Source organism: Ruegeria sp. HKCCSA071 (assembly GCF_017872555.1).
In the GTDB taxonomy this organism is placed as follows: Bacteria; Pseudomonadota; Alphaproteobacteria; order Rhodobacterales; family Rhodobacteraceae; genus Ruegeria.
Genome location: NZ_JAEDOX010000002.1, coordinates 283,619 through 301,331 on the forward strand (window position 1 = coordinate 283,619; position 17,713 = coordinate 301,331).

The 17,713-nt window shown below is 57.7% G+C and carries 18 protein-coding genes; 5 read left to right on the forward strand and 13 right to left on the reverse strand.

The window, feature by feature from the left end; translation table 11 throughout:
• Positions 1 to 726 carry an SDR family NAD(P)-dependent oxidoreductase gene (locus I9188_RS09345; RefSeq protein ID WP_209505207.1) on the reverse strand — a complete coding sequence of 242 codons (726 nt, stop codon included), beginning with the start codon at positions 724 to 726 and terminating at the stop codon, positions 1 to 3.
• 152 nt (positions 727 to 878) lie between these two features.
• Between I9188_RS09345 and I9188_RS09350 the strand changes: the two genes are divergently transcribed.
• Genes I9188_RS09350 through I9188_RS09370 form a run of 5 tightly spaced genes read left to right on the forward strand, consistent with a single transcriptional unit; the run spans position 879 to position 5,085 of the window.
• A complete protein-coding gene (locus tag I9188_RS09350; RefSeq protein ID WP_209505208.1) occupies positions 879 to 2,210 on the forward strand; it encodes an FAD-dependent oxidoreductase in 1,332 nt (443 codons plus the stop codon).
• A 4-nt stretch (positions 2,211 to 2,214) separates the two neighbouring features.
• Complete coding sequence (locus I9188_RS09355) at positions 2,215 to 2,709, forward strand: hypothetical protein (RefSeq protein WP_245220513.1); 495 nt, start codon at positions 2,215 to 2,217, stop codon at positions 2,707 to 2,709.
• Positions 2,709 to 3,932 (forward strand): MFS transporter, encoded by a 1,224-nt coding sequence (locus tag I9188_RS09360; protein ID WP_209505210.1) that lies wholly within the window; start codon positions 2,709 to 2,711, stop codon positions 3,930 to 3,932. Before I9188_RS09355 ends, I9188_RS09360 begins: the two co-directional genes overlap by 1 nt.
• Complete coding sequence (locus tag I9188_RS09365) at positions 3,929 to 4,546, forward strand: DUF3833 domain-containing protein (RefSeq protein WP_209505211.1); 618 nt, start codon at positions 3,929 to 3,931, stop codon at positions 4,544 to 4,546. The genes I9188_RS09360 and I9188_RS09365 overlap by 4 nt, the downstream gene beginning before the upstream one ends.
• A complete protein-coding gene (locus I9188_RS09370) occupies positions 4,543 to 5,085 on the forward strand; it encodes a DUF3833 domain-containing protein (protein ID WP_209505212.1) in 543 nt (180 codons plus the stop codon). Before I9188_RS09365 ends, I9188_RS09370 begins: the two co-directional genes overlap by 4 nt.
• Before the next feature lie 30 nt (positions 5,086 to 5,115).
• Here I9188_RS09370 and I9188_RS09375 read toward each other — a convergent pair whose 3' ends face one another.
• From I9188_RS09375 to I9188_RS09430, 12 genes are all read right to left on the reverse strand, one after another.
• On the reverse strand, positions 5,116 to 5,340 hold the full coding sequence (locus I9188_RS09375; protein ID WP_209505213.1) for a hypothetical protein: 225 nt from the start codon (positions 5,338 to 5,340) through the stop codon (positions 5,116 to 5,118).
• A 262-nt stretch (positions 5,341 to 5,602) separates the two neighbouring features.
• Positions 5,603 to 6,055 carry a carbon monoxide dehydrogenase subunit G gene (locus I9188_RS09380; RefSeq protein ID WP_209505214.1) on the reverse strand — a complete coding sequence of 151 codons (453 nt, stop codon included), beginning with the start codon at positions 6,053 to 6,055 and terminating at the stop codon, positions 5,603 to 5,605.
• 99 nt (positions 6,056 to 6,154) lie between these two features.
• Positions 6,155 to 6,967, reverse strand: a complete 813-nt coding sequence (locus I9188_RS09385; protein ID WP_209505215.1) for an XdhC family protein — start codon at positions 6,965 to 6,967, stop codon at positions 6,155 to 6,157.
• A gap of 13 nt (positions 6,968 to 6,980) precedes the next feature.
• Positions 6,981 to 8,171, reverse strand: coding sequence for a VWA domain-containing protein (locus tag I9188_RS09390; protein ID WP_209505284.1), 1,191 nt, complete (start codon positions 8,169 to 8,171; stop codon positions 6,981 to 6,983).
• Positions 8,171 to 9,037: a MoxR family ATPase gene (locus I9188_RS09395; protein WP_245220514.1), complete on the reverse strand. Its 867-nt coding sequence runs from the start codon at positions 9,035 to 9,037 to the stop codon at positions 8,171 to 8,173. Before I9188_RS09395 ends, I9188_RS09390 begins: the two co-directional genes overlap by 1 nt.
• A 105-nt stretch (positions 9,038 to 9,142) precedes the next feature.
• Positions 9,143 to 11,560, reverse strand: coding sequence for an aerobic carbon-monoxide dehydrogenase large subunit (locus I9188_RS09400; RefSeq protein ID WP_209505217.1), 2,418 nt, complete (start codon positions 11,558 to 11,560; stop codon positions 9,143 to 9,145).
• Positions 11,557 to 12,051: a (2Fe-2S)-binding protein gene (locus I9188_RS09405; RefSeq protein ID WP_209505218.1), complete on the reverse strand. Its 495-nt coding sequence runs from the start codon at positions 12,049 to 12,051 to the stop codon at positions 11,557 to 11,559. Before I9188_RS09405 ends, I9188_RS09400 begins: the two co-directional genes overlap by 4 nt.
• Positions 12,052 to 12,065: 14 nt before the next feature.
• Entirely contained in the window at positions 12,066 to 12,899 is an 834-nt protein-coding gene (locus I9188_RS09410; RefSeq protein WP_209505219.1) for a xanthine dehydrogenase family protein subunit M, read from the reverse strand.
• 139 nt (positions 12,900 to 13,038) lie between these two features.
• Complete coding sequence (locus I9188_RS09415) at positions 13,039 to 14,127, reverse strand: MHYT domain-containing protein (RefSeq protein WP_209505220.1); 1,089 nt, start codon at positions 14,125 to 14,127, stop codon at positions 13,039 to 13,041.
• 85 nt (positions 14,128 to 14,212) lie between these two features.
• A complete protein-coding gene (locus I9188_RS09420; protein WP_209505221.1) occupies positions 14,213 to 15,706 on the reverse strand; it encodes a heme biosynthesis HemY N-terminal domain-containing protein in 1,494 nt (497 codons plus the stop codon).
• Positions 15,707 to 15,716: 10 nt separating this feature from the next.
• Positions 15,717 to 16,937 (reverse strand): hypothetical protein, encoded by a 1,221-nt coding sequence (locus I9188_RS09425; protein WP_209599603.1) that lies wholly within the window; start codon positions 16,935 to 16,937, stop codon positions 15,717 to 15,719.
• 54 nt (positions 16,938 to 16,991) lie between these two features.
• A complete protein-coding gene (locus tag I9188_RS09430; RefSeq protein WP_209599604.1) occupies positions 16,992 to 17,705 on the reverse strand; it encodes a uroporphyrinogen-III synthase in 714 nt (237 codons plus the stop codon).
• Positions 17,706 to 17,713: the final 8 nt, after the last annotated feature.

Genomic DNA, 17,713 nt, shown 5'->3' on the forward strand with positions numbered 1-17,713 from the left:
CTATTTCCCTCGGTACACCAACAGATCCGGCAGATAGTCAATCAGACGGATAAACCACGAGAATGGTGCAGGGAAATCCGTACGGAAACGGCGCCGCGACATCGCCTTGACCACACGACCCGCGGCATCCTCGGGGCTCATCAGCATGGGCATCCTGAAGCTGTTTTTCTCAGTCAGACGGGTCTTGATGAAGCCGGGATTAATGATCCGCACGGTCACGCCGGTGCCCGCCAGATCATGGCGCATCGTTTCCGCCAGGGAAATCAATGCCGCCTTGCTGGCCCCATATCCGATGGCCGCTGGCAACCCGTGATAGCCCGCGAGCGACCCGATCAGCGTAATATCCCCCCGACCTGCCTTAACAAGGTCCGGGACGGTTTCACCCAACACACGCAAAGCACCCAGATAGTTTACATCACCCATCCTGAGCGACGCCTCTGTATCCCAATCCACCGAGCGCACGGGGTCATACGCGCCGGCATTGTAAACCAGCCCATCGACCAGACCCGCTTCGGCCACAGCCCGGCGAACAGAGTCTAAATCAGTGACATCGCACCGGATCGCACGGGCATTGTGAAGCTCGGAGCAGATGTCAGCCAAACGTTCAGAACTACGTGCCGACAAGATCAAATGCGCGCCCCTGTCGTTTAGCGCCTTAGCCAAAGCACGACCCAAACCTTCGCTTGCGCCGATGATCCAATAGGTTTTTCCGTCAAAGCTGCTCATGCGCGGGCCGATTCAGTCATGTTTCATATTCTACGGGCCCGTGACGTAGTTGGATCAAATGCGATCGCGCTTCTGACAAAACTTCCAACCGGATTGATCCAGCTGCACCTACCCCGCGTATTCCATTCTAAGAACCACTTAACGAGGCTGGAATGTTCGACGAAACCCAGGGCGTACGGAAGAAAATCGCAGTTGTTGGTGCAGGTATTTCAGGCCTTTCAGCCGCCTACTACCTTTCAGAAAACAATGACGTGACCCTCTATGAGGCGGAACCGCGGTTAGGTGGCCATGCCCGCACAGTCATGGCCGGGAAGAACGGCGATCAACCGGTGGATACTGGTTTCATCGTCTTCAACTACGCAACCTATCCTTTTCTGACCCGACTTTTTGATGAGCTCAATGTTCCCGTGATCGAAAGCGAAATGAGTTTTGGCGCGACAATCGACAATGGTCGTATCGAATATGGTTTGAACAATCTGCGCACCCTGACAGCGCAGAGGCGCAATCTTGCGCGCCCTGCCTATTACAAGATGATTGCCGACATTCTGCGCTTTGGCAAAAAGGCTCCGGAGGCTGCAAGAGATGACGACACCACGATTGGTGAGTTGGTGGATCAGCTTCGTCTGGGACACTGGTTCCGCCACAACTATCTGATGCCAATGTGTGGGGCGATCTGGTCAACTCCGGTTGAACTGGTGGATCAGTTCCCTGCACGCTCATTGGTGCAGTTCTTTCGAAATCACGCCCTTCTGGCCAGTGGCCGCGCAAATCAACACCAGTGGTACACAGTTAAAGGTGGCAGTATCGAATATGTCCGCAGGATCGATGCCGCCCTACGGGCACGAGGGGCGGCAATCCGTTTGGCCAGTCCGGTTCAGAACATTTCCCGGAGTGAGACAGGTGTTACGGTCCGCAGTCAGGGTGCGGTGGATCAGTTTGATGAGATCATCCTGGCTACCCACTCTGACCAATCGCTTGCCATTTTGGGCGGGAATGCCACCCCGGCGGAAACCGCTGCACTGGGCGCAATTCGGTACCAACCCAACACCGCCACCCTGCATTGTGATCCTGGCCAGATGCCAAAGCGGCGTGCATGCTGGTCCAGCTGGACCTATCGATCACAGGCCGGAGACGTAAGCGTTACATATTGGATGAATCGACTACAGAACATACCGGACAACGACCCGCTTTTTGTGACGCTGAACGCCTCGACAGAGATCCCAGCGGATAAAATCTATGATCAGGTCGAATTTGCCCACCCGGTATTCGACAAAGCCGCCCTGAAAGCACAGGGGCATATTCGCGAGATACAAGGACAGAACCGAACCTGGTTCGCCGGTGCGTATAACCGGCACGGATTTCACGAAGACGGGATCGCCAGCGCGATGCATGTTGTTGAGCGGATAAATGGTGCCCCGCAAACAATCGGAGCTGAATATGCCATTCTTGGACAAGATCCGGCCATCTCTGTTGCCGCCGAATAGCGGGATGTTGCGCGCGAGCCTTCTAAGCCTTTCCTTGCTGGCCCCCACTGGGTTGATCGCGTCGCCTGTGACGGAAGAGTTGGATGGTGCACAACTTCGCGGAACTGCAACCTTCCGCTATCTCGGGTTTCCGATTTACGACGCCAAGCTTTACACACCCAAAGGTGCTTCGTTCAGTTGGAGTGAAGATTTCGGGCTTCAGCTGACATACCGTAAAAGCATCAAGAAGAATGCGCTGGTCAACTCGACGCTCGGCGAGATGAAACGCGTCGGCCACCCTGCCCCGGTCGGCGACCAACTGGACGTGTGTTTTAGGGGTGTCACCAAGGGTGACAGCTATCTGGCGGTGTCCGACGGGCCAGACAAGGTCAGTTTCTGGCTGAACGGTCGAAAGACCTGCACAATGGCATATCCGGGCATCAAACGCAGTTTCATGTCGGTTTTCCTCGGCGAAAACACACGGTCAGCGTCCTTCACCCAAATGCTTCAGGGAAAGTGATGCTTTACCCTCGGGTCAGCTTATACGCGCTGATGCTCGCTGCGGCGGGTATCCCGCTATACATTCATCTGCCGCGTTTTGCGGCGGTGAATCTGGGCATTGGACTGGGGGTGATCGGTACCGTCTTGCTGGTGATCCGTTTGGTCGATCTGGTACAGGACCCACTGATCGGTTGGGCGATTGACAGATGGCCCAGTGGCCAGCTTGTCTTTGCGTCCATGGCAGCTCTCGGCCTTGCCATTGGATTTCCGGCACTGTTCAGCCTGCAACAAGGCGCAGATGTACTGACATTGATTGTTCTTCTGATACTGTTGTTTTCGGCTTTTAGCCTGGGGACTATCCTGCTCTACGGGCGTAGTGCGACGCTAGCAAAACGCGCTGATGCGAAGGAGTTGATGACCCTCGCCGCTTATCGGGAAGGCGGACAACTGACAGGCGTTATCATCGCGGCAAGTGCCCCTGCCCTTTTTGTTGCCGCCGGAGCCCACGCGCAAGGCTATCCCGCATTTGGTCTGTTTCTGGGTCTGCTATCGGTCGCAACCCTTTTGTTGACCGTTCCGATCTGGCGGCGGGCCCCAATCACCGGATCCGGTCTGTCTTTCGCAAGCCTGGGCAAGGCCGGGGGTTTGCGCCTTCTGGTGCTGGCTTTGATCAACAGCCTGCCTGTGGCCATCACATCGACCCTGTTTCTCTTTTTCGTAGAGGACCGTTTGCAACTGCCCGGCAAAGCCGGACCGTTGCTGATCCTGTTTTTCCTCAGCGCGGGCGCAAGCGTGCCGCTTTGGGCAAAGCTCAGCAACAAAATTGGCTCGAAACAGACACTGATGATTGCGATGCCGCTTTCCATCGCGGGGTTTATCGGTGCCGCCACACTGAGCGCTGGGAACCTCACCGGTTTTGCGTTGATTTGCCTCGCCTCGGGTGCCGCTCTGGGCGCGGATATGGTCGTGCTGCCCGCCATGTTTTCGGTCACTTTGACCCGAGCCGGTCTTAACGCGTCCACAGCGTTTGGTATCTGGTCCTTTGCTGGCAAGCTGGGCCTGGCTCTGGCAGCCTTTATTACCCTGCCATTGCTGGAGCGCAGTGGCTTCACCCCCGGTCAAACCAATTCCGCCCAAGCGCTTGATTCACTCAATCTCGCCTACGCGGTGCTACCCTGCATCCTGAAACTTGGGGCCTTTGGAATGGTCCTGACCCTGCCAACCGAGGTTACAAGCAAATGAATGCTGTCGCCATCATCCTGCTGGCTCTGCTGATTGCAATGTTTGTCCGCGCCCGACTGCTGAGCTTTCGCGCGCAGACCCCGTCAGACTATGCCGGTACCGGGCCCATCTTTTCGCTGAAAAGGCATCTGAACGGTGAAATCCTGTCCGAGGGTCTGATCTATGGCCCCAATGGCAGGATGTCGAACAGCTTTGTGGCCCGCATGGTCGGTGAGTGGAATGGGAACACCGGCACACTTTCCGAGTTCTTCACGTACTCAAATGGCAAAAAGATGAACCGTAAATGGTATCTGACGCTTGGCACCAGAAATACGTTCACGGCAACGGCAGAGGATATCGTTGGCGAAGGTCACGGCACGATATCCGGCGCAACGATCAAGCTGAACTACAGGATCATTCTGCCCAAAGACGCAGGAGGGCACACGCTGGATGTTACAGACTGGATGTATCTGACAGAACATGGCGTCATCATGAATCGTTCCGAGATGCGTAAGTTCGGCATCAAGGTCGCTGAACTTGTTGCAACAATGCGCCCGAACCCCAAATCACATCCGATCCACGTAAGTGGCGCAAATGAGTACAGCATCACTTCAGAAAGGCAGCTGGTGCAATGATCACAGGTCGCTCTCTGATTACATGTGTTGCCGTCGCAAGCCTTGCTCTTCTGGCTGCCTGCTCCGGCAAACCGAAGGTTCCGACAACCTTTCTGTCTGAACGGCAACTGAACCTCGAGGAATTCTTCGACGGAAAGACCGTGGCTTACGGGCAGTTTCAGGATGTGTTGGGGAATGTTCCACGCAGGTTTGAAGTCGATATCGACGGCACATGGGACGGGAAAACCCTGACACTGGTCGAGGATTTTATCTACGACGACGGCGCAACTGAACAGCGCATCTGGACATTGACAAAGACTGGTGATGACACGTGGGCTGGTACTGCACCCGGTGTGCTGGGAACCGCCAGCGGGACCGAAAGGGGCGACACCTTCAACTGGAAATACAAAATTGACCTGCCTGTCAAAGATGGCACGATGCGCGTCAGTTTTGACGACTGGATGTGGCTGCTGACCGAGGACCGTCTGTTGAACCGCGCTTACGTCTCACGCTTTGGCGTACGCCTCGGCGAAGTTATCCTGATCTTTGAAAAAGAATAGATCCCGCTATTCCCATCCAGACGTTGCCCATCAATAAAATATGAACTCGTCCACCGGCACCTGTACCAGTCGCCTTGCTGCGCCAGCCATGTTTGCACTTGGCCCATCCGGCGTTGCAGCATCCTGGCGGGCTCCGACTTCAGTTTTCAAACGGGCACGCTCAATCTCGCCCCACAAGAAAAAAAGACCGTCCCGTTTGCCGACAAGACCGGCAGGTATCGTGGTCCGCAAAACACGAGTTTTTGCCTGTGACATCTGCTCTCTTACTGCCTCCGGTGTTTTCCACCTTTTGCAGAAAACCTACCGGTTATTTCGGGAAAAGCCAATTTTTTATGGGCAGAACCCGATTTTCAACCCCCCGTTGACAGGGGTGTTCGCAGCTCTCGCTGAAGAGCGTTGTCTTGACTGAGTATTTGCAGGCACCGCCGATTGCCACACATTCTGTTTAGAGCGGGTTTTCCCGCCATGTCGACACTGGTTCCTTCTTTGACAACCTCTCTGCTATGGATGCCCCGGATCATGCCGCCGACTGCTCTGACACAATCTCTCCGAACCGCGTAAAGAACTTTGCCGACAACTTCTTGGCGGTTCCTGCAATCAACCGACTGCCGAGTTGCGCGATCTTGCCGCCAACATCAACTTTCGCCGTGTATTTCAGTACGGTTTCGTCTCCTTCTTCGGTCAACGACACGTCTGCGCCGCCCTTGGCAAATCCAGCCGCCCCGCCCTTGCCTTCACCCATCAGAGAGAACCCATTTGGTGCATTGGCTGTGTCCAACGTGACCTCACCTGCAAAGCGCGCTTTGACCGGGCCTATTTTCAGAACAACTTTCGCCTCAAGCTCGTTTGGTGATTTCTGCGTCAGTTCCTCACATCCCGGGATGCATTCCATCAAAATGTCGGGATCGTTGAGCGCACGGTAAACGACGTCCCGTGGCGATGCGATACGGATTTCATCAGTCAGTTCCATTCAGGTCTTTCCTTTGTTCAACAAGATCTTGGAAATAGGCGCGTTGCAGCCGTTTCTATCCTTTGAGCCAGCCACGCAGGCCACATGTGGCAAAGGTGTTCAAGCAAGCTTTTCATCATGCGACCCCTTTGCCGCCTTTTCACCGTTCCGCCACATCACGATTTCGGCCAAAATCGACAGGGCGATCTCATGCGGGTCTATGGCATGTATGTCCAAGCCAGCAGGGGATTTCAGGCGCGCGACCTTCAAAGGGTCCAATCCCTGGGCGATAAGCTTTGCAGTCAGTGTAGCTGCCTTGCGGCGACTGGCCACCATCGACACGCGTGCCGCATCGGTTTCCAAGGCTGCCTTCAAAGCGGACGCATCGCTGCGCCCCTGCGCAGCCACCACGACATAGTCCCGCGGCTCCACGCCCAGCGCATCGACCTGAGCCAAGGCGAACCGCACATGGTTTCCAGCAATATCAAGCCCATCCTCGACAGCCGTGCGAAATCCGGCCAGCGATCCATGTGCCGCCAGCGCTTTGGCAATCAACCCCTCGCCGAAAATCACCAGCCGGGGCGCGTGTTGATAGGGCTCGACCAAAAGATCAACAGTGCCACCGGACGGGCACCCACTTTTGAACGTTTGCACACCATCGGGATCGGTCATTTTCACCACCTTTTCCGAAGGTTTGACACGGATAATCTGCGGCGCCCCGGACGCCCAAGCCTGTTGCGCTGCGGCCCGGACCGCGCGTTGCACACAAGCCCCGCCTAAATGCCCCAGGATTTCACCCGCCTGGGTAATCGCCGCCTTCCCCCCAGCTTTGGCCGAGGTCGCATCCGCCGTGCGCAAAACTGTCGCCACGCAAAAGGCCTCTCCGGTTCCGCGCAGCTGATCGATGGTGTCAAAAATGTCGAAATTCGCCAATGTCAGACTCCTTTCACAGCTTTTGGAACTGCGGCTCAAGCGCCGCCAATGCATCCAGCGTATTGGCCGGCAAATGCGCATCCAGATAGGGTTCAGCTGCCTGCATCGCTGCCGCAATCGGCTGATAATCCTTCCAGCCCTTCAAAGGGTTCAGCCAGACGATCCGGCGTGCCTTGCGCCTGATACGGGCCAGCACATCCCCCAGTTCCTGCGGATCAGAACTGCAATATCCGTCCGACAGGATCAGGACGACAGTACGCCCGTTCAGTGCCCGCGCACCGTATCCCGACAGAAATCGCTCCAGACTACCGGAAATATCCGTACCGCCGCCAAAGCCTTCGGCCATCAGCGACAACCGACCCGCAGCCCGGAGGGTGTCATGGTCGCGCAACGCATATGTGACCCGCATCAATCGCGTGTGAAACAAATACGCATCTGCCTCGATCCCGCTGCCGATCAATCCTTTCAGAAAAGCCAGAAACACACGTGAGTACACGGTCATCGAACCACTCACGTCGCACAATGCAACAATCCGCATCGGGCGCGGCGGCCGCGCTCGGCGATACAGGTCCAGCGGCTCACCGCCTCGCGCCAGACTGGCGCGCTGTATTCGGCGCATGTCCAGAGCAGCCCCGCGCAACGCCTGTTTCCGGCGGCGCGATCGCCTGTCCCGAAATGCCCGCGCCAAGGCCAGCGCGGCTGTTTCAGCCTGTTTTAGGGTCTCTTCATCCATCAACTCTCGCAAATCCCGGCGTGACAGGTTGGGCGTTCGCGTGGCGATCAACTTACCGTCCACTCCTTCACCTTCTCTTTCACCGCAGTCAGGCGTAGTGGTCACTTGCTCCGACCCGGATCGTGGTTTGTCCTCAGCCTGAGTGCTGCTCTGCCAGATCATTGGCTTGGCGGACTGCACCCGCGCATGCTTGTTTTTCGCTGTTCCCGAACGCTGCGCACCAGCGTTGAACCAATAAGCATCGAACAGTTCATCAAACCGGCGCCAATCTTCCGCATCTCCGGTCAAGACCGCGCACATGGCTTGTCGGGCCTGATTGGCATCCGTTGCATCCACTTCGGACAGGGCGGCAAGCGCGCGCCCCGCATCCAGCGCGCCCATTTTCATGCCATTCAAGCGCAGATGCGCTATGAAGCCCGACATGCGGTCGGCAAGGCCTAAAGCCCGGGCGGGAAAGCGCGTAACCTGCATCACGCGACCTTTCCGATCAGGCGATCCATCACCTCGGGCGGTGCCGCATTGTAGTCTGCGGCAGTTTTCAGCAAACACACCAGCGTCGCCTGCACGTCTTCGCGGGATTTGGCCAGATCATTGACACCCAACCCGGATAGGGCCGCCGCCCAATCCAGCATTTCGGCGATGCCCGGTTTCTTCTCAAGATCTTCCTGACGCAGCGCCTGTACAACCCCGATGATCTGACGCGCCAGAATCCCCTCGATTTCAGGCAGTCGCGCCCGCAGGATTGCCTGTTCGGTCTCTCTCGAAGGATAGTCAAGAAAGCTGTACAAACACCTTCTGCGCAGCGCATCCGACAAATCCCGCGTCCCGTTGGCCGTCAGAATGACGACAGGCCGCACACGTGCCTGCACAGTTCCCAACTCAGGTATTGTGATCTGAAAGTCTGACAGGATTTCCAGAAGGTAGGCTTCGAACTCCTCATCCGCCCGGTCAATCTCATCAATCAACAGAACCGGTGGTTTCGTTTCCGAGATCGCCTCTAACAAAGGTCTTTTCAGCAAAAACTCATCCGAAAACAGCTGCGCCTCTGCGACGCCGCCTTGCGCTTCGCTCGCCCTTATCGCCAATAGCTGTCTTTGATAATTCCATTCATAGATGGCATGACTGGCGTCCAGACCTTCGTAGCATTGCAGACGTATCAATCGTGTATCGCGCCACGCTGCCACCGCTTTGGCCACATCGGTTTTCCCTACGCCCGCCGGCCCCTCCAGCAACAAAGGGCGCCCAAGTTGCTGCGCCAGATGCAGCGCCATGGCCAACCGATCATCGGCAACATAGCCCTGCGCGGCCAACCCTTTCTGCACGTCTTTCAAGGTCAAAACCAGGATCCTATCTTCATCTGGCCCCAAATATCCCGGGGGAGGTTCGGAGGGGGCAGAGCCCCCTCCGTCCGGTCGGACCGGCAACAGCCGGTCCGACCCCATTCACCCATGCATCCCCAGACCATTGGCAATCTTCCAGATCCGCCAGTGGTCGTGCGGCATGTGGCTCTGCACCAACCCAAAATGCCGGAACGCGTCATGCACTGCGTTCGAGAACGCAGGCACACCGCCGACATTCGGGCTTTCCCCCACACCCTTTGCACCAATCGGATGGTGCGGGGACGGGGTCACCGTATGGTCAGTGGTATAGTTCGGCGTCTCCCACGCGGTTGGCAGGAAGAAGTCCATCAGCGTACCGGTCTTCACATTGCCCATATCATCATAGGCAATCTCTTGCCCCATCGCGATAGCCAGTGCCTCGGTCACACCGCCATGGACCTGACCCTCGATGATCATCGGGTTGATCCGGGTGCCGCAGTCATCCAGAGCATAGAACTGCCGGACCTCCCATTCACCGGTATCCACGTCAATCTCCATGACACAAATATAGGCTCCGAACGGATAGGTCATATTCGGCGGGTCGTAATAGCTGACGGCCTCCAGACCCGGTTCCAGCCCCGGAATAGCCTGATTATAGGCGGCGAATGCGATTTCCTTCATGGTCTTGAACCGCTCAGGTGCGCCTTTGACAGCAAAGCGATCCACGTCCCATTCGACATCGTTGTCGTGCACCTCCAGCAGATAGGCCGCGATCATCTGGGCTTTTGCCCGAATTTTGCGGGCCGCCATCGCCGTGGCCGCACCAGCGACCGGAGTAGACCGGGACCCATAAGTCCCAAGCCCGTAAGGTGCGGTATCCGTGTCACCCTCTTCCAGCGTGATGTCATCGGCGGGCAGGCCGATTTCACTGGCGATGATCTGGGCAAAGGTTGTGGCGTGGCCCTGCCCTTGACTGATCGTCCCCAGCCGCGCAATCGCTGATCCGGTCGGATGAATGCGAATCTCGCAGCTGTCGAACATCCCCAGTCCAAGGATATCGCAGTTCTTCACTGGCCCGGCCCCGACGATTTCCGTGAAATGCGTCAGGCCAATGCCCAACAGCTTGCGCGTTTTTCCAGCCTTGAAATCCGCGATCCGCTGCGCCTGTTCCGCCCGCAGACCCTCATAGTTCACGGCCTTCAGCGCCTTGTCCCAAGCGGTGTGATAATCGCCCGAGTCATATTCCCAGCCCAGCGCCGACTGATACGGGAACTGATCTTTGCGGATAAAGTTGATCCGGCGCAGCTCGGCCGCGTCCATGTTCAGCTTGATGGCCAAAACCTCGATCATGCGTTCGATGAAATAGGCAGCTTCGGTTACGCGGAAGGAACAGCGATAGGCCACACCGCCCGGCGCCTTGTTGGTATAGACACCATCCACCGCCAGATAGGCAGTCGGGATGTCATAAGACCCGGTGCAGATATTCATGAACCCGGCAGGGAATTTGGTCGGGTCGGCACAAGCGTCGAAACCACCATGATCCGCCGTGGTGTGACACCACAATCCAGTGATCTTTCCATCCTTGGTGGCGGCAATCTTCCCCTGCATCCAGTAGTCGCGGGCAAAGGCAGTGGACATCAGGTTTTCCATCCGGTCCTCGACCCATTTCACCGGCTTGCCGGTGACGATCGAGGCCACCACCGAACACACATAGCCTGCGTAGGCCCCCACCTTGTTGCCAAACCCACCACCGATATCGGGGCTGATCACGCGGATATTGTGCTCGGCCAGCCCCGAAATCAGAGACACAACTGTCCGGATTGCATGAGGGGCCTGGAAAGTTCCGTAGAGCGTCAGTTTGCCGGTCACCTTGTCCATCGATGCCACGCAACCGCAGGTCTCAAGCGGGCACGGGTGGGTGCGGTGGTAATAGATCATCTCTTCGGCGACCACGTCCGCCTCGGCCAGCACAGATTCGGTCGCGTCCTTGTCGCCCTGTTCCCACGTAAAGATGTGGTTGTGATGTTTGCGCGGACCATGTGCGCCTTCGGTCTGACCTTCCAGGTCTTCGCGGAGCACCACGTCCGACTTCAACGATTCGAACGGGTCCGTGATGACAGGAAGCTCTTCGTATTCGACCTCGACCAGTTCAACGGCATCTGCCGCGACATAGCGGTCTTCGGCCACGACATAGGCAACTTCCTGGCCCTGAAACAACACCTTGCCATCGGCCAGAACCATCTGCTTGTCACCGGCCAGTGTCGGCATCCAGTGCAATCCCAAAGGCGACAGGTCTTCGGCGGTCAAAACGGCGATCACGCCGGGCAGTGCCAAGGCCGCCTCTTTGTTCACGCTGACGACGCGGGCATGTGCGTAGGGGGAGCGCACAAAATCGCCAAACAGCATCCCGTCCAGCTTGATGTCATCAACGTAATTACCCTTGCCTTGAGTGAAACGCACGTCCTCGACGCGTTTTCGGGCGCAGCCCATACCTTTAAGGTTGGCAGCGCGTTCTTCGGGGGTCAGGGTCTGGTCGGTCATTCCGCGGCCTCCTTCTGTGCATTGAGCAAATCAGCCGAGGCCGAGATCGCTTTGACGATATTCTGGTATCCCGTGCAGCGGCACAGGTTTCCGGCCATGCCGAAACGGATTTCCTCCTCGGTCGGGTTCGGGTTTTCCTGCAGCAGACGATGCGCCCGGGTGATCATGCCCGGCGTGCAGAACCCACATTGCAGCCCGTGATGTTCGCGGAACATTTCCTGCAACACTCCAAGGCTGCCATCATCATTGGTCAGCCCCTCAACGGTTGTGATCTCAGCACCGTTTACCTGCGCTACAAAGGCGGTGCAGGATTTGACCGACTTGCCGTCGATATCCACCGTGCAGGCACCGCAATGGCTGGTTTCACACCCGATATGCGGGCCGGTGATTTTCAGATCTTCCCGCAGGAAGTGGATCAGCAGCGTGCGCGGCTCGGCCAGACCGTCAACCTGCTTGCCGTTTACGGTCAGTTTGACATGCATTTTCGACATTGGTTCCCTCCCCCTCAGCCCGCGCGGCTTTGCGCACGGTCGATGGCGCGGCGCAGCACCACGGCTGCCACGTGTTTCTTGAATTCGACGGGGCCGCGGTTATCAGCGACCGGATCGATTGCGTCTAGCATTGCGGCAACGCACCCTTCGACATCACCCCCGGCCAGCGCGGTGCTGGCCTCATCCGACCAGATGGGCGTGTCGGCCAGATTGGTCATCGCAACCGAGGCCTGACCGTTGCCAACCATCACAGCCGCGGCGGCGGTCGCATAATCCCCTATCTTGCGCTTTTGCTTTTGATAGGCCTGCCCCACGCCTGCACCCGGCACAGGGATCGAAATCCGGATCAGGATTTCTTCGTCTTCGCGGGCGGTGAAATACGCGGCCTCATAAAAATCACGCGCGGCAACTGTCCGGTTCCCGTCCGGGCCGGACAATTCAAACGAGGCGTTCAAGCATTGCATCAGACCCGGCATGTCATTGCCCGGGTCACCATTGGCTACATTGCCACCGACAGTGCCCATGTACCGCACTTGCGGATCCGCAATCTGAAGCGCCGCCTCGCGGATCAACGGAATGGCTTCGGCCAGACCGCTGTGGGTGATCAGCTCGTGCTGCGTGACCATCGCACCCAAAGTAACGGTGTCTGGCCCGACCTCTATTCCCTTAAGCTCTTCAATGGCCTGAAGATCGACCAGATGACCCATCTCGGCCATCCGAAGCTTCATCATCGGGATCAGGCTGTGCCCGCCCGCGATCACGCGCGCCTCGTCCCCGTATTCCTGTAGAATGCCGATGGCCGAGGCAATGTCGCCTGGCCGGTGATACTCAAAGCCGGCTGGTATCATGTTTTTCCTCCCTGGGTCCGGGCAATATGCCTTGGCGGACCTGAGGTAAGGAAAGAACCGCGGATTTAACTGATCCAGTTAAGGAAAACGGAGCGCGCGACTTGTTTCACGAAATGCGAAAGAACTGCACGAGTTGCGCCTACACCCCCAGTGCTTCGCGAATATCAGTCAGGCGGGACCGGCTGACCGGCACCTTGCTCAGCGCGTCAACACCATCGAAATAACAGGTGCCGTTGTCCTTGTGACGTTCAAAGCGCGAGACGTGTTTCGGGTTCACCAGATAACTGCGATGCGCCCGTAGGAACCCTTCGGGCAAAAGCCGCGTTTCCGCATCGGTGATCGACCAGGGGCAGAAAAGTTTCTCTGCGTCCATATAGAGTACCGTGTAATGCCCTTCGGCCCGAATTGCGGCGATCCGGGCGGGATGAGCAAATAAGGTCTGGCCTTCACGCTCATACGGAACACCAGCGCGCATTGGGGCGGGTTCCAACACAGGTCCCGAGGCAGGTGCAGTCACGGGCTTTGGCTCTATGAACGTGATACCGGTCAACAGGAAAGCACCACAGATCAGAAAGACGGATACCGTCACCCCCATCGCCAAAACCTGATTATCCAGCGCAGGACCCGCACCACCCAGGCTGTCGCTCGCGACGAAATCCGTAAGGCCCGTGGCAACAAAATGCATGGTGAACACCGCCAGCCCGAAACAAACCGTGCCGAGCAGGATGTTTCGTTGAGTCCGGTTGCCATAAGCCACCCAAAAAGCGGCGACAGACAAGATCACTGATGCCAGCGCTGACAGAACAACATCGAAAATGTCATAGACGGGGCGGCAAAGCTGCATACCAGCCATCCCGACATAGTGCATCGCGACGATGCCCAGTCCGACAATCACACCAGATCCGATCATCGTCTGAACCGAACGAGGCCGGAAATGCAGCAGCAGCAACGCCAGCCCTACCATCAGGATCGCGACCAGTGCCGACATCAGGGTGATCAGGGCATCATAGTAGAACAGGATTGGCAGTTGCAGCCCCAGCATCGCCACGAAATGCATCGACCAGATGCCGCCGCCCAGAATGACAGCGGCCAATGCCACCACGAACTTGCGCCGCTGGCTATCCAGCCTGGACGCGCCATGCGTCAGGTACAGACCCGTGAACCCGGCCATGAGCGCCACGGCAAGCGAAGCCACCACCAACCAAGTGTTGTGAGAGTAGTCCAGCATTTGGATTTGAACGCCCTCCCCGACGCGAGGATGACGTTAGCAAACCGAATTGATTGCGACAATTCACAGTTAACAACAGCAGGGCTCAGACCTGTTTCTGAGCCTCTGCATCGTCCGCGACCTCTACGGCATCAACTGTGACTTCAACCACATCGTCGTCTTCCGCAGTCTCGACTGTTTCGGGTTCTTCAGTCTGGCTCTCAAGTGCACCGACGATCAAAGGCAACATGTGAACCCCGGTTGCAGTTGCAATCTCTGGAGTCTGTGGCGTCTGCCAGCTGAGCGTATCGAAGCTGTGGCAGTTCTGACAGACAGGTCCCCATTCGGGTTGAATGTCATGACAGTTGTCGCACACCCATTGCGGGCCGCGCGGCGCGTTCAGTGCCTTGGCAAGCCAACCTTGCACAACAGCGTCCGTGGCACCCTCGCCGCGCTCAACGGCAGCCATCAATGTATAGGCCCGCGCATCACCTCGTTTTTCGACAACATCACCCAAGGCACGGCGGGCTTCGGGAAAGTCTTCGGCCACAATGTTCAGCTCGGCTAGGATCAAACGGGTTTCCATGTTTTCAGGATGAATGCGCGTCAGTGCCGTGAAACGCCTGACCCTTTGTTCCGGGGTTTCATCCGGCTCGATCTCGGCAAAGGCATGGGCCAGATCCGGATGCGGACGAACCTCCCACGCTTTTTTCAGGATCTTGGTCGCTGCCCGGGACTTCCCCTTGGCGATGTACGCGCGGGCCGCCATTGCGGCGGCAGGCACCAGATCGGGCGACAGGCGATTGGCTTCGATCGCGCGCTCCTGTTGCTCGACAGTTGCGCCTTCATCCAGGATTCCTTTGGCTTCAGACAGCGCCAGAACCGCATCGCGGCGTTTGAATACGTCGCGCGGCAGATACCCGGCTTTCAACTTGGACGTCAGCGTCGACCGGGCACCGGCCCAATCCTGCGCCTTGGTCTGTAAATTCAGCAGAACATCCTGTGTCTCTTCGTGGCGGGGTTTTATGGCCAGTGCCTTTTCGGCCAGCTTGCGGGCGGTTTCATCATCCCCTTCGGCCAGCTTCTGTTTCATGATACCGCGCACACCGACAAACCGGGTCGCACTGTTTGTCACCAGTTTCTTGTAAGTGTCCGAAGCTTTCTTGGTGTCACCCGTCATCTCGGCAGCCTGGGCCACCAGAAGATCCGTCAATTCCGGCTTGTTCAACAGCTTTTCGGCCTTGCTGGCCTTGGTCATGGCTATGCGCCCTTCGCCCGAGGCCAACGCCATCAACCCATCGGCCAGCGCCTGATAGCCGCGCTGTTCTCGACTGCGATCGAAATACCGCGACAGAGCGGTTTCGTCGCCGTTGAGGAATTTGAGCGTCGCAACCAACAGGCTGAGCAGTTTGAAGAACAGCCAGACCGCAAGCACCAGAACACCCAACGCAATCACCGACTGAAGCGGCCCAAGGGTGAATTCCGTGCCGGCGACGGTGATCTGCACCCCACCGCTGGTTTGCATCAGGAAGTGACCGCCCAGCGCCAGCAGGCCGATAATCGCAACAAAAACGAGGATCTTAAACAATGACCACAGCATGGCAGGTCCTTCAGTTCGAGTTTGGGCTGGAAGCCAGCGTATTCACGGCGTCAACGGCGGCGGCTCGTGTCCCGGCCGCCTGCTCCCAATCGGCCATCGCAGCCTGCGCCACTTCGGGAAGTGATTTCAGTTCGTTCAACGCTTTGGTCAGGTCGCCATCTGCCAGTGCAGCCTGCGCGCGCGACAGAACAGCGTCTGGACTATCACCTTCCTGAGGCGTGACGGAACGGGCACCCGTTTGACGTTGCAGGAAGGCGACCAAACCCGTTCCTTTGTCAGCCTCGCGCGCCTCGGCCAATGCATTTCGCGCAGCAGGCTCGAACGACGCCCGAAGCGCGGTCAGAGTTTCCACGCCTTTTTCCGACGGGACGGACAGGGCGTCCGGCACACTCACGCCGCCTGCCTTCAATTCAGCAACCAATTCCGAAAAAGGCTGGCCGGTATCCAGCTGCCCACGCAGGCGCGCCAGAATGGCAGCATTCGTTGCGGCTTGTGCTTCTGCCGAGGCTTTCGCTTCAAGAGCCTGCGCGTCCGAAACCATTTTTTCGACTTCAGCCCGTTGAGCGGCCAGCGAGTCCTGAAGTTTCTTCAGTTCCGCCTCAAACGCGGCAGTTGCCTCGGGTGAAGCCGTAGAGGCAATCGGGGCTTTTTCCAGCGCGGCGATCCGGTCCGTCAATGGCGCGACCTCACCGGACAGCGCATCAACCGAGGATTTTACCGTGCTCAGGTCGCCTTCAACCGGTGTCAGCTTGTCCGACAATGCATTGATCTGATCTGCCAGTCCAGACACATCAGGGCCGTTTGCAAGCGCCTGTGACAGCTTGGCGATCTGGTCCGATTGTTCTGTCAGCTTTGCTTCCAGCGCCGCCAGCGCCCCCGAGTTGTCCGGGCCGGTTGGCAACAGCCCTCCATTGCCCAGCGCGAAACCTGCAACGGCAGCTAGCGCCCCACCCAACAGGGCCGGAACGAAACCGCCGCGTTTTTCGACTACGCGTTCGACGGTCTTTTCATCGACCGGGGCTTCGGCTTCGGCTTCGGCTTCGGCTTCGGCTTCGGCTTCGGCTTCGGCTTCGGCTTCGGCTTCGGCTTCGGCTTCGGCTTCGGACAGGTCTTCTTCTACAGGTTCAGCCGGGTCAACAGGCGTATCGTCCTGCCGCAGATCAGTTTCAACTGCATCATCCGCTACGAGGGGTTCCACCGGCTTTTGATCGGATTTCTTCTTACCAGCCACCGCAATATTCCCCTTATCGAATCCAAATTCAGATGAATAACAGCCCAGGTTAAGTTAATCGGGGACCTCGCCACCCTCAACCCGCAACACATGTTTCACAAGCTTTTTAACAGCTTTACGCATTTTCTTGGGTGTCGGATGTTTTGCGATCTTCAGGTGCTCATAGCCCAAGGAATAAAGGGGATCAGCCGTAGCCTGGCTGATCGCAACCAGCCAAAGGGGGGCCGATCCGGCCCAGATATCGGCAAAATGTCGCGCCGTGCGCGGCGAGAAAAGCGGAGCAATTATCGGCAGATTTCCTCTGGCGGCCTCGGTTGCCTCGGGTGTTAGCGGCAACAACCGCTGCTGATAGACCGGCTGTTCCCGAACGGTCAGACCAGATTCGGTCAGGCGGCCAGCGACATTGCCCCGTGTATGCTCACCCCGCAGGTGCAAAAGGGGGCTTTTGGGCCGATGCTTGAGCAGATGCCCGACCAATTCTTCCGCCGTGGTTCCGACCATCTTGGCCTGCCACCCATACCCTTTCGCGGTACCGGTTGTTGCGGGTCCCACGCAATAGGCCGGCAGAGTTCGGTCAACACCTTTCGAGACCGCAGCATTCACCGCATTGGCCGATGTAAAGATCAATCCTTTTACACCTTTGGTATCCACTGCAACTGGCAGAGGCCGGATTTCCATGATCGGCGAATAGAGGACCTGAACCCGGGACCTGATGCGGGTTGGCAGCTGCTCGACAAACCTTTCCGAGGCGGAGCGAGGGCGGGTCATCAACAAAA

Bases quoted from the DNA above. Each gene is read 5' to 3' on its own strand.
- I9188_RS09345 (WP_209505207.1), bottom strand. From the start codon at position 726: ATGAGCAGCTTTGACGGAAAAACCTATTGGATCATCGGCGCAAGCGAA.
- I9188_RS09350 (WP_209505208.1), top strand. From the start codon at position 879: ATGTTCGACGAAACCCAGGGCGTACGGAAGAAAATCGCAGTTGTTGGT.
- I9188_RS09355 (WP_245220513.1), top strand. From the start codon at position 2,215: ATGTTGCGCGCGAGCCTTCTAAGCCTTTCCTTGCTGGCCCCCACTGGG.
- I9188_RS09360 (WP_209505210.1), top strand. From the start codon at position 2,709: ATGCTTTACCCTCGGGTCAGCTTATACGCGCTGATGCTCGCTGCGGCG.
- I9188_RS09365 (WP_209505211.1), top strand. From the start codon at position 3,929: ATGAATGCTGTCGCCATCATCCTGCTGGCTCTGCTGATTGCAATGTTT.
- I9188_RS09370 (WP_209505212.1), top strand. From the start codon at position 4,543: ATGATCACAGGTCGCTCTCTGATTACATGTGTTGCCGTCGCAAGCCTT.
- I9188_RS09375 (WP_209505213.1), bottom strand. From the start codon at position 5,340: ATGTCACAGGCAAAAACTCGTGTTTTGCGGACCACGATACCTGCCGGT.
- I9188_RS09380 (WP_209505214.1), bottom strand. From the start codon at position 6,055: ATGGAACTGACTGATGAAATCCGTATCGCATCGCCACGGGACGTCGTT.
- I9188_RS09390 (WP_209505284.1), bottom strand. From the start codon at position 8,171: ATGCAGGTTACGCGCTTTCCCGCCCGGGCTTTAGGCCTTGCCGACCGC.
- I9188_RS09400 (WP_209505217.1), bottom strand. From the start codon at position 11,560: ATGACCGACCAGACCCTGACCCCCGAAGAACGCGCTGCCAACCTTAAA.
- I9188_RS09405 (WP_209505218.1), bottom strand. From the start codon at position 12,051: ATGTCGAAAATGCATGTCAAACTGACCGTAAACGGCAAGCAGGTTGAC.
- I9188_RS09410 (WP_209505219.1), bottom strand. From the start codon at position 12,899: ATGATACCAGCCGGCTTTGAGTATCACCGGCCAGGCGACATTGCCTCG.
- I9188_RS09415 (WP_209505220.1), bottom strand. From the start codon at position 14,127: ATGCTGGACTACTCTCACAACACTTGGTTGGTGGTGGCTTCGCTTGCC.
- I9188_RS09420 (WP_209505221.1), bottom strand. From the start codon at position 15,706: ATGCTGTGGTCATTGTTTAAGATCCTCGTTTTTGTTGCGATTATCGGC.
- I9188_RS09430 (WP_209599604.1), bottom strand. From the start codon at position 17,705: ATGACCCGCCCTCGCTCCGCCTCGGAAAGGTTTGTCGAGCAGCTGCCA.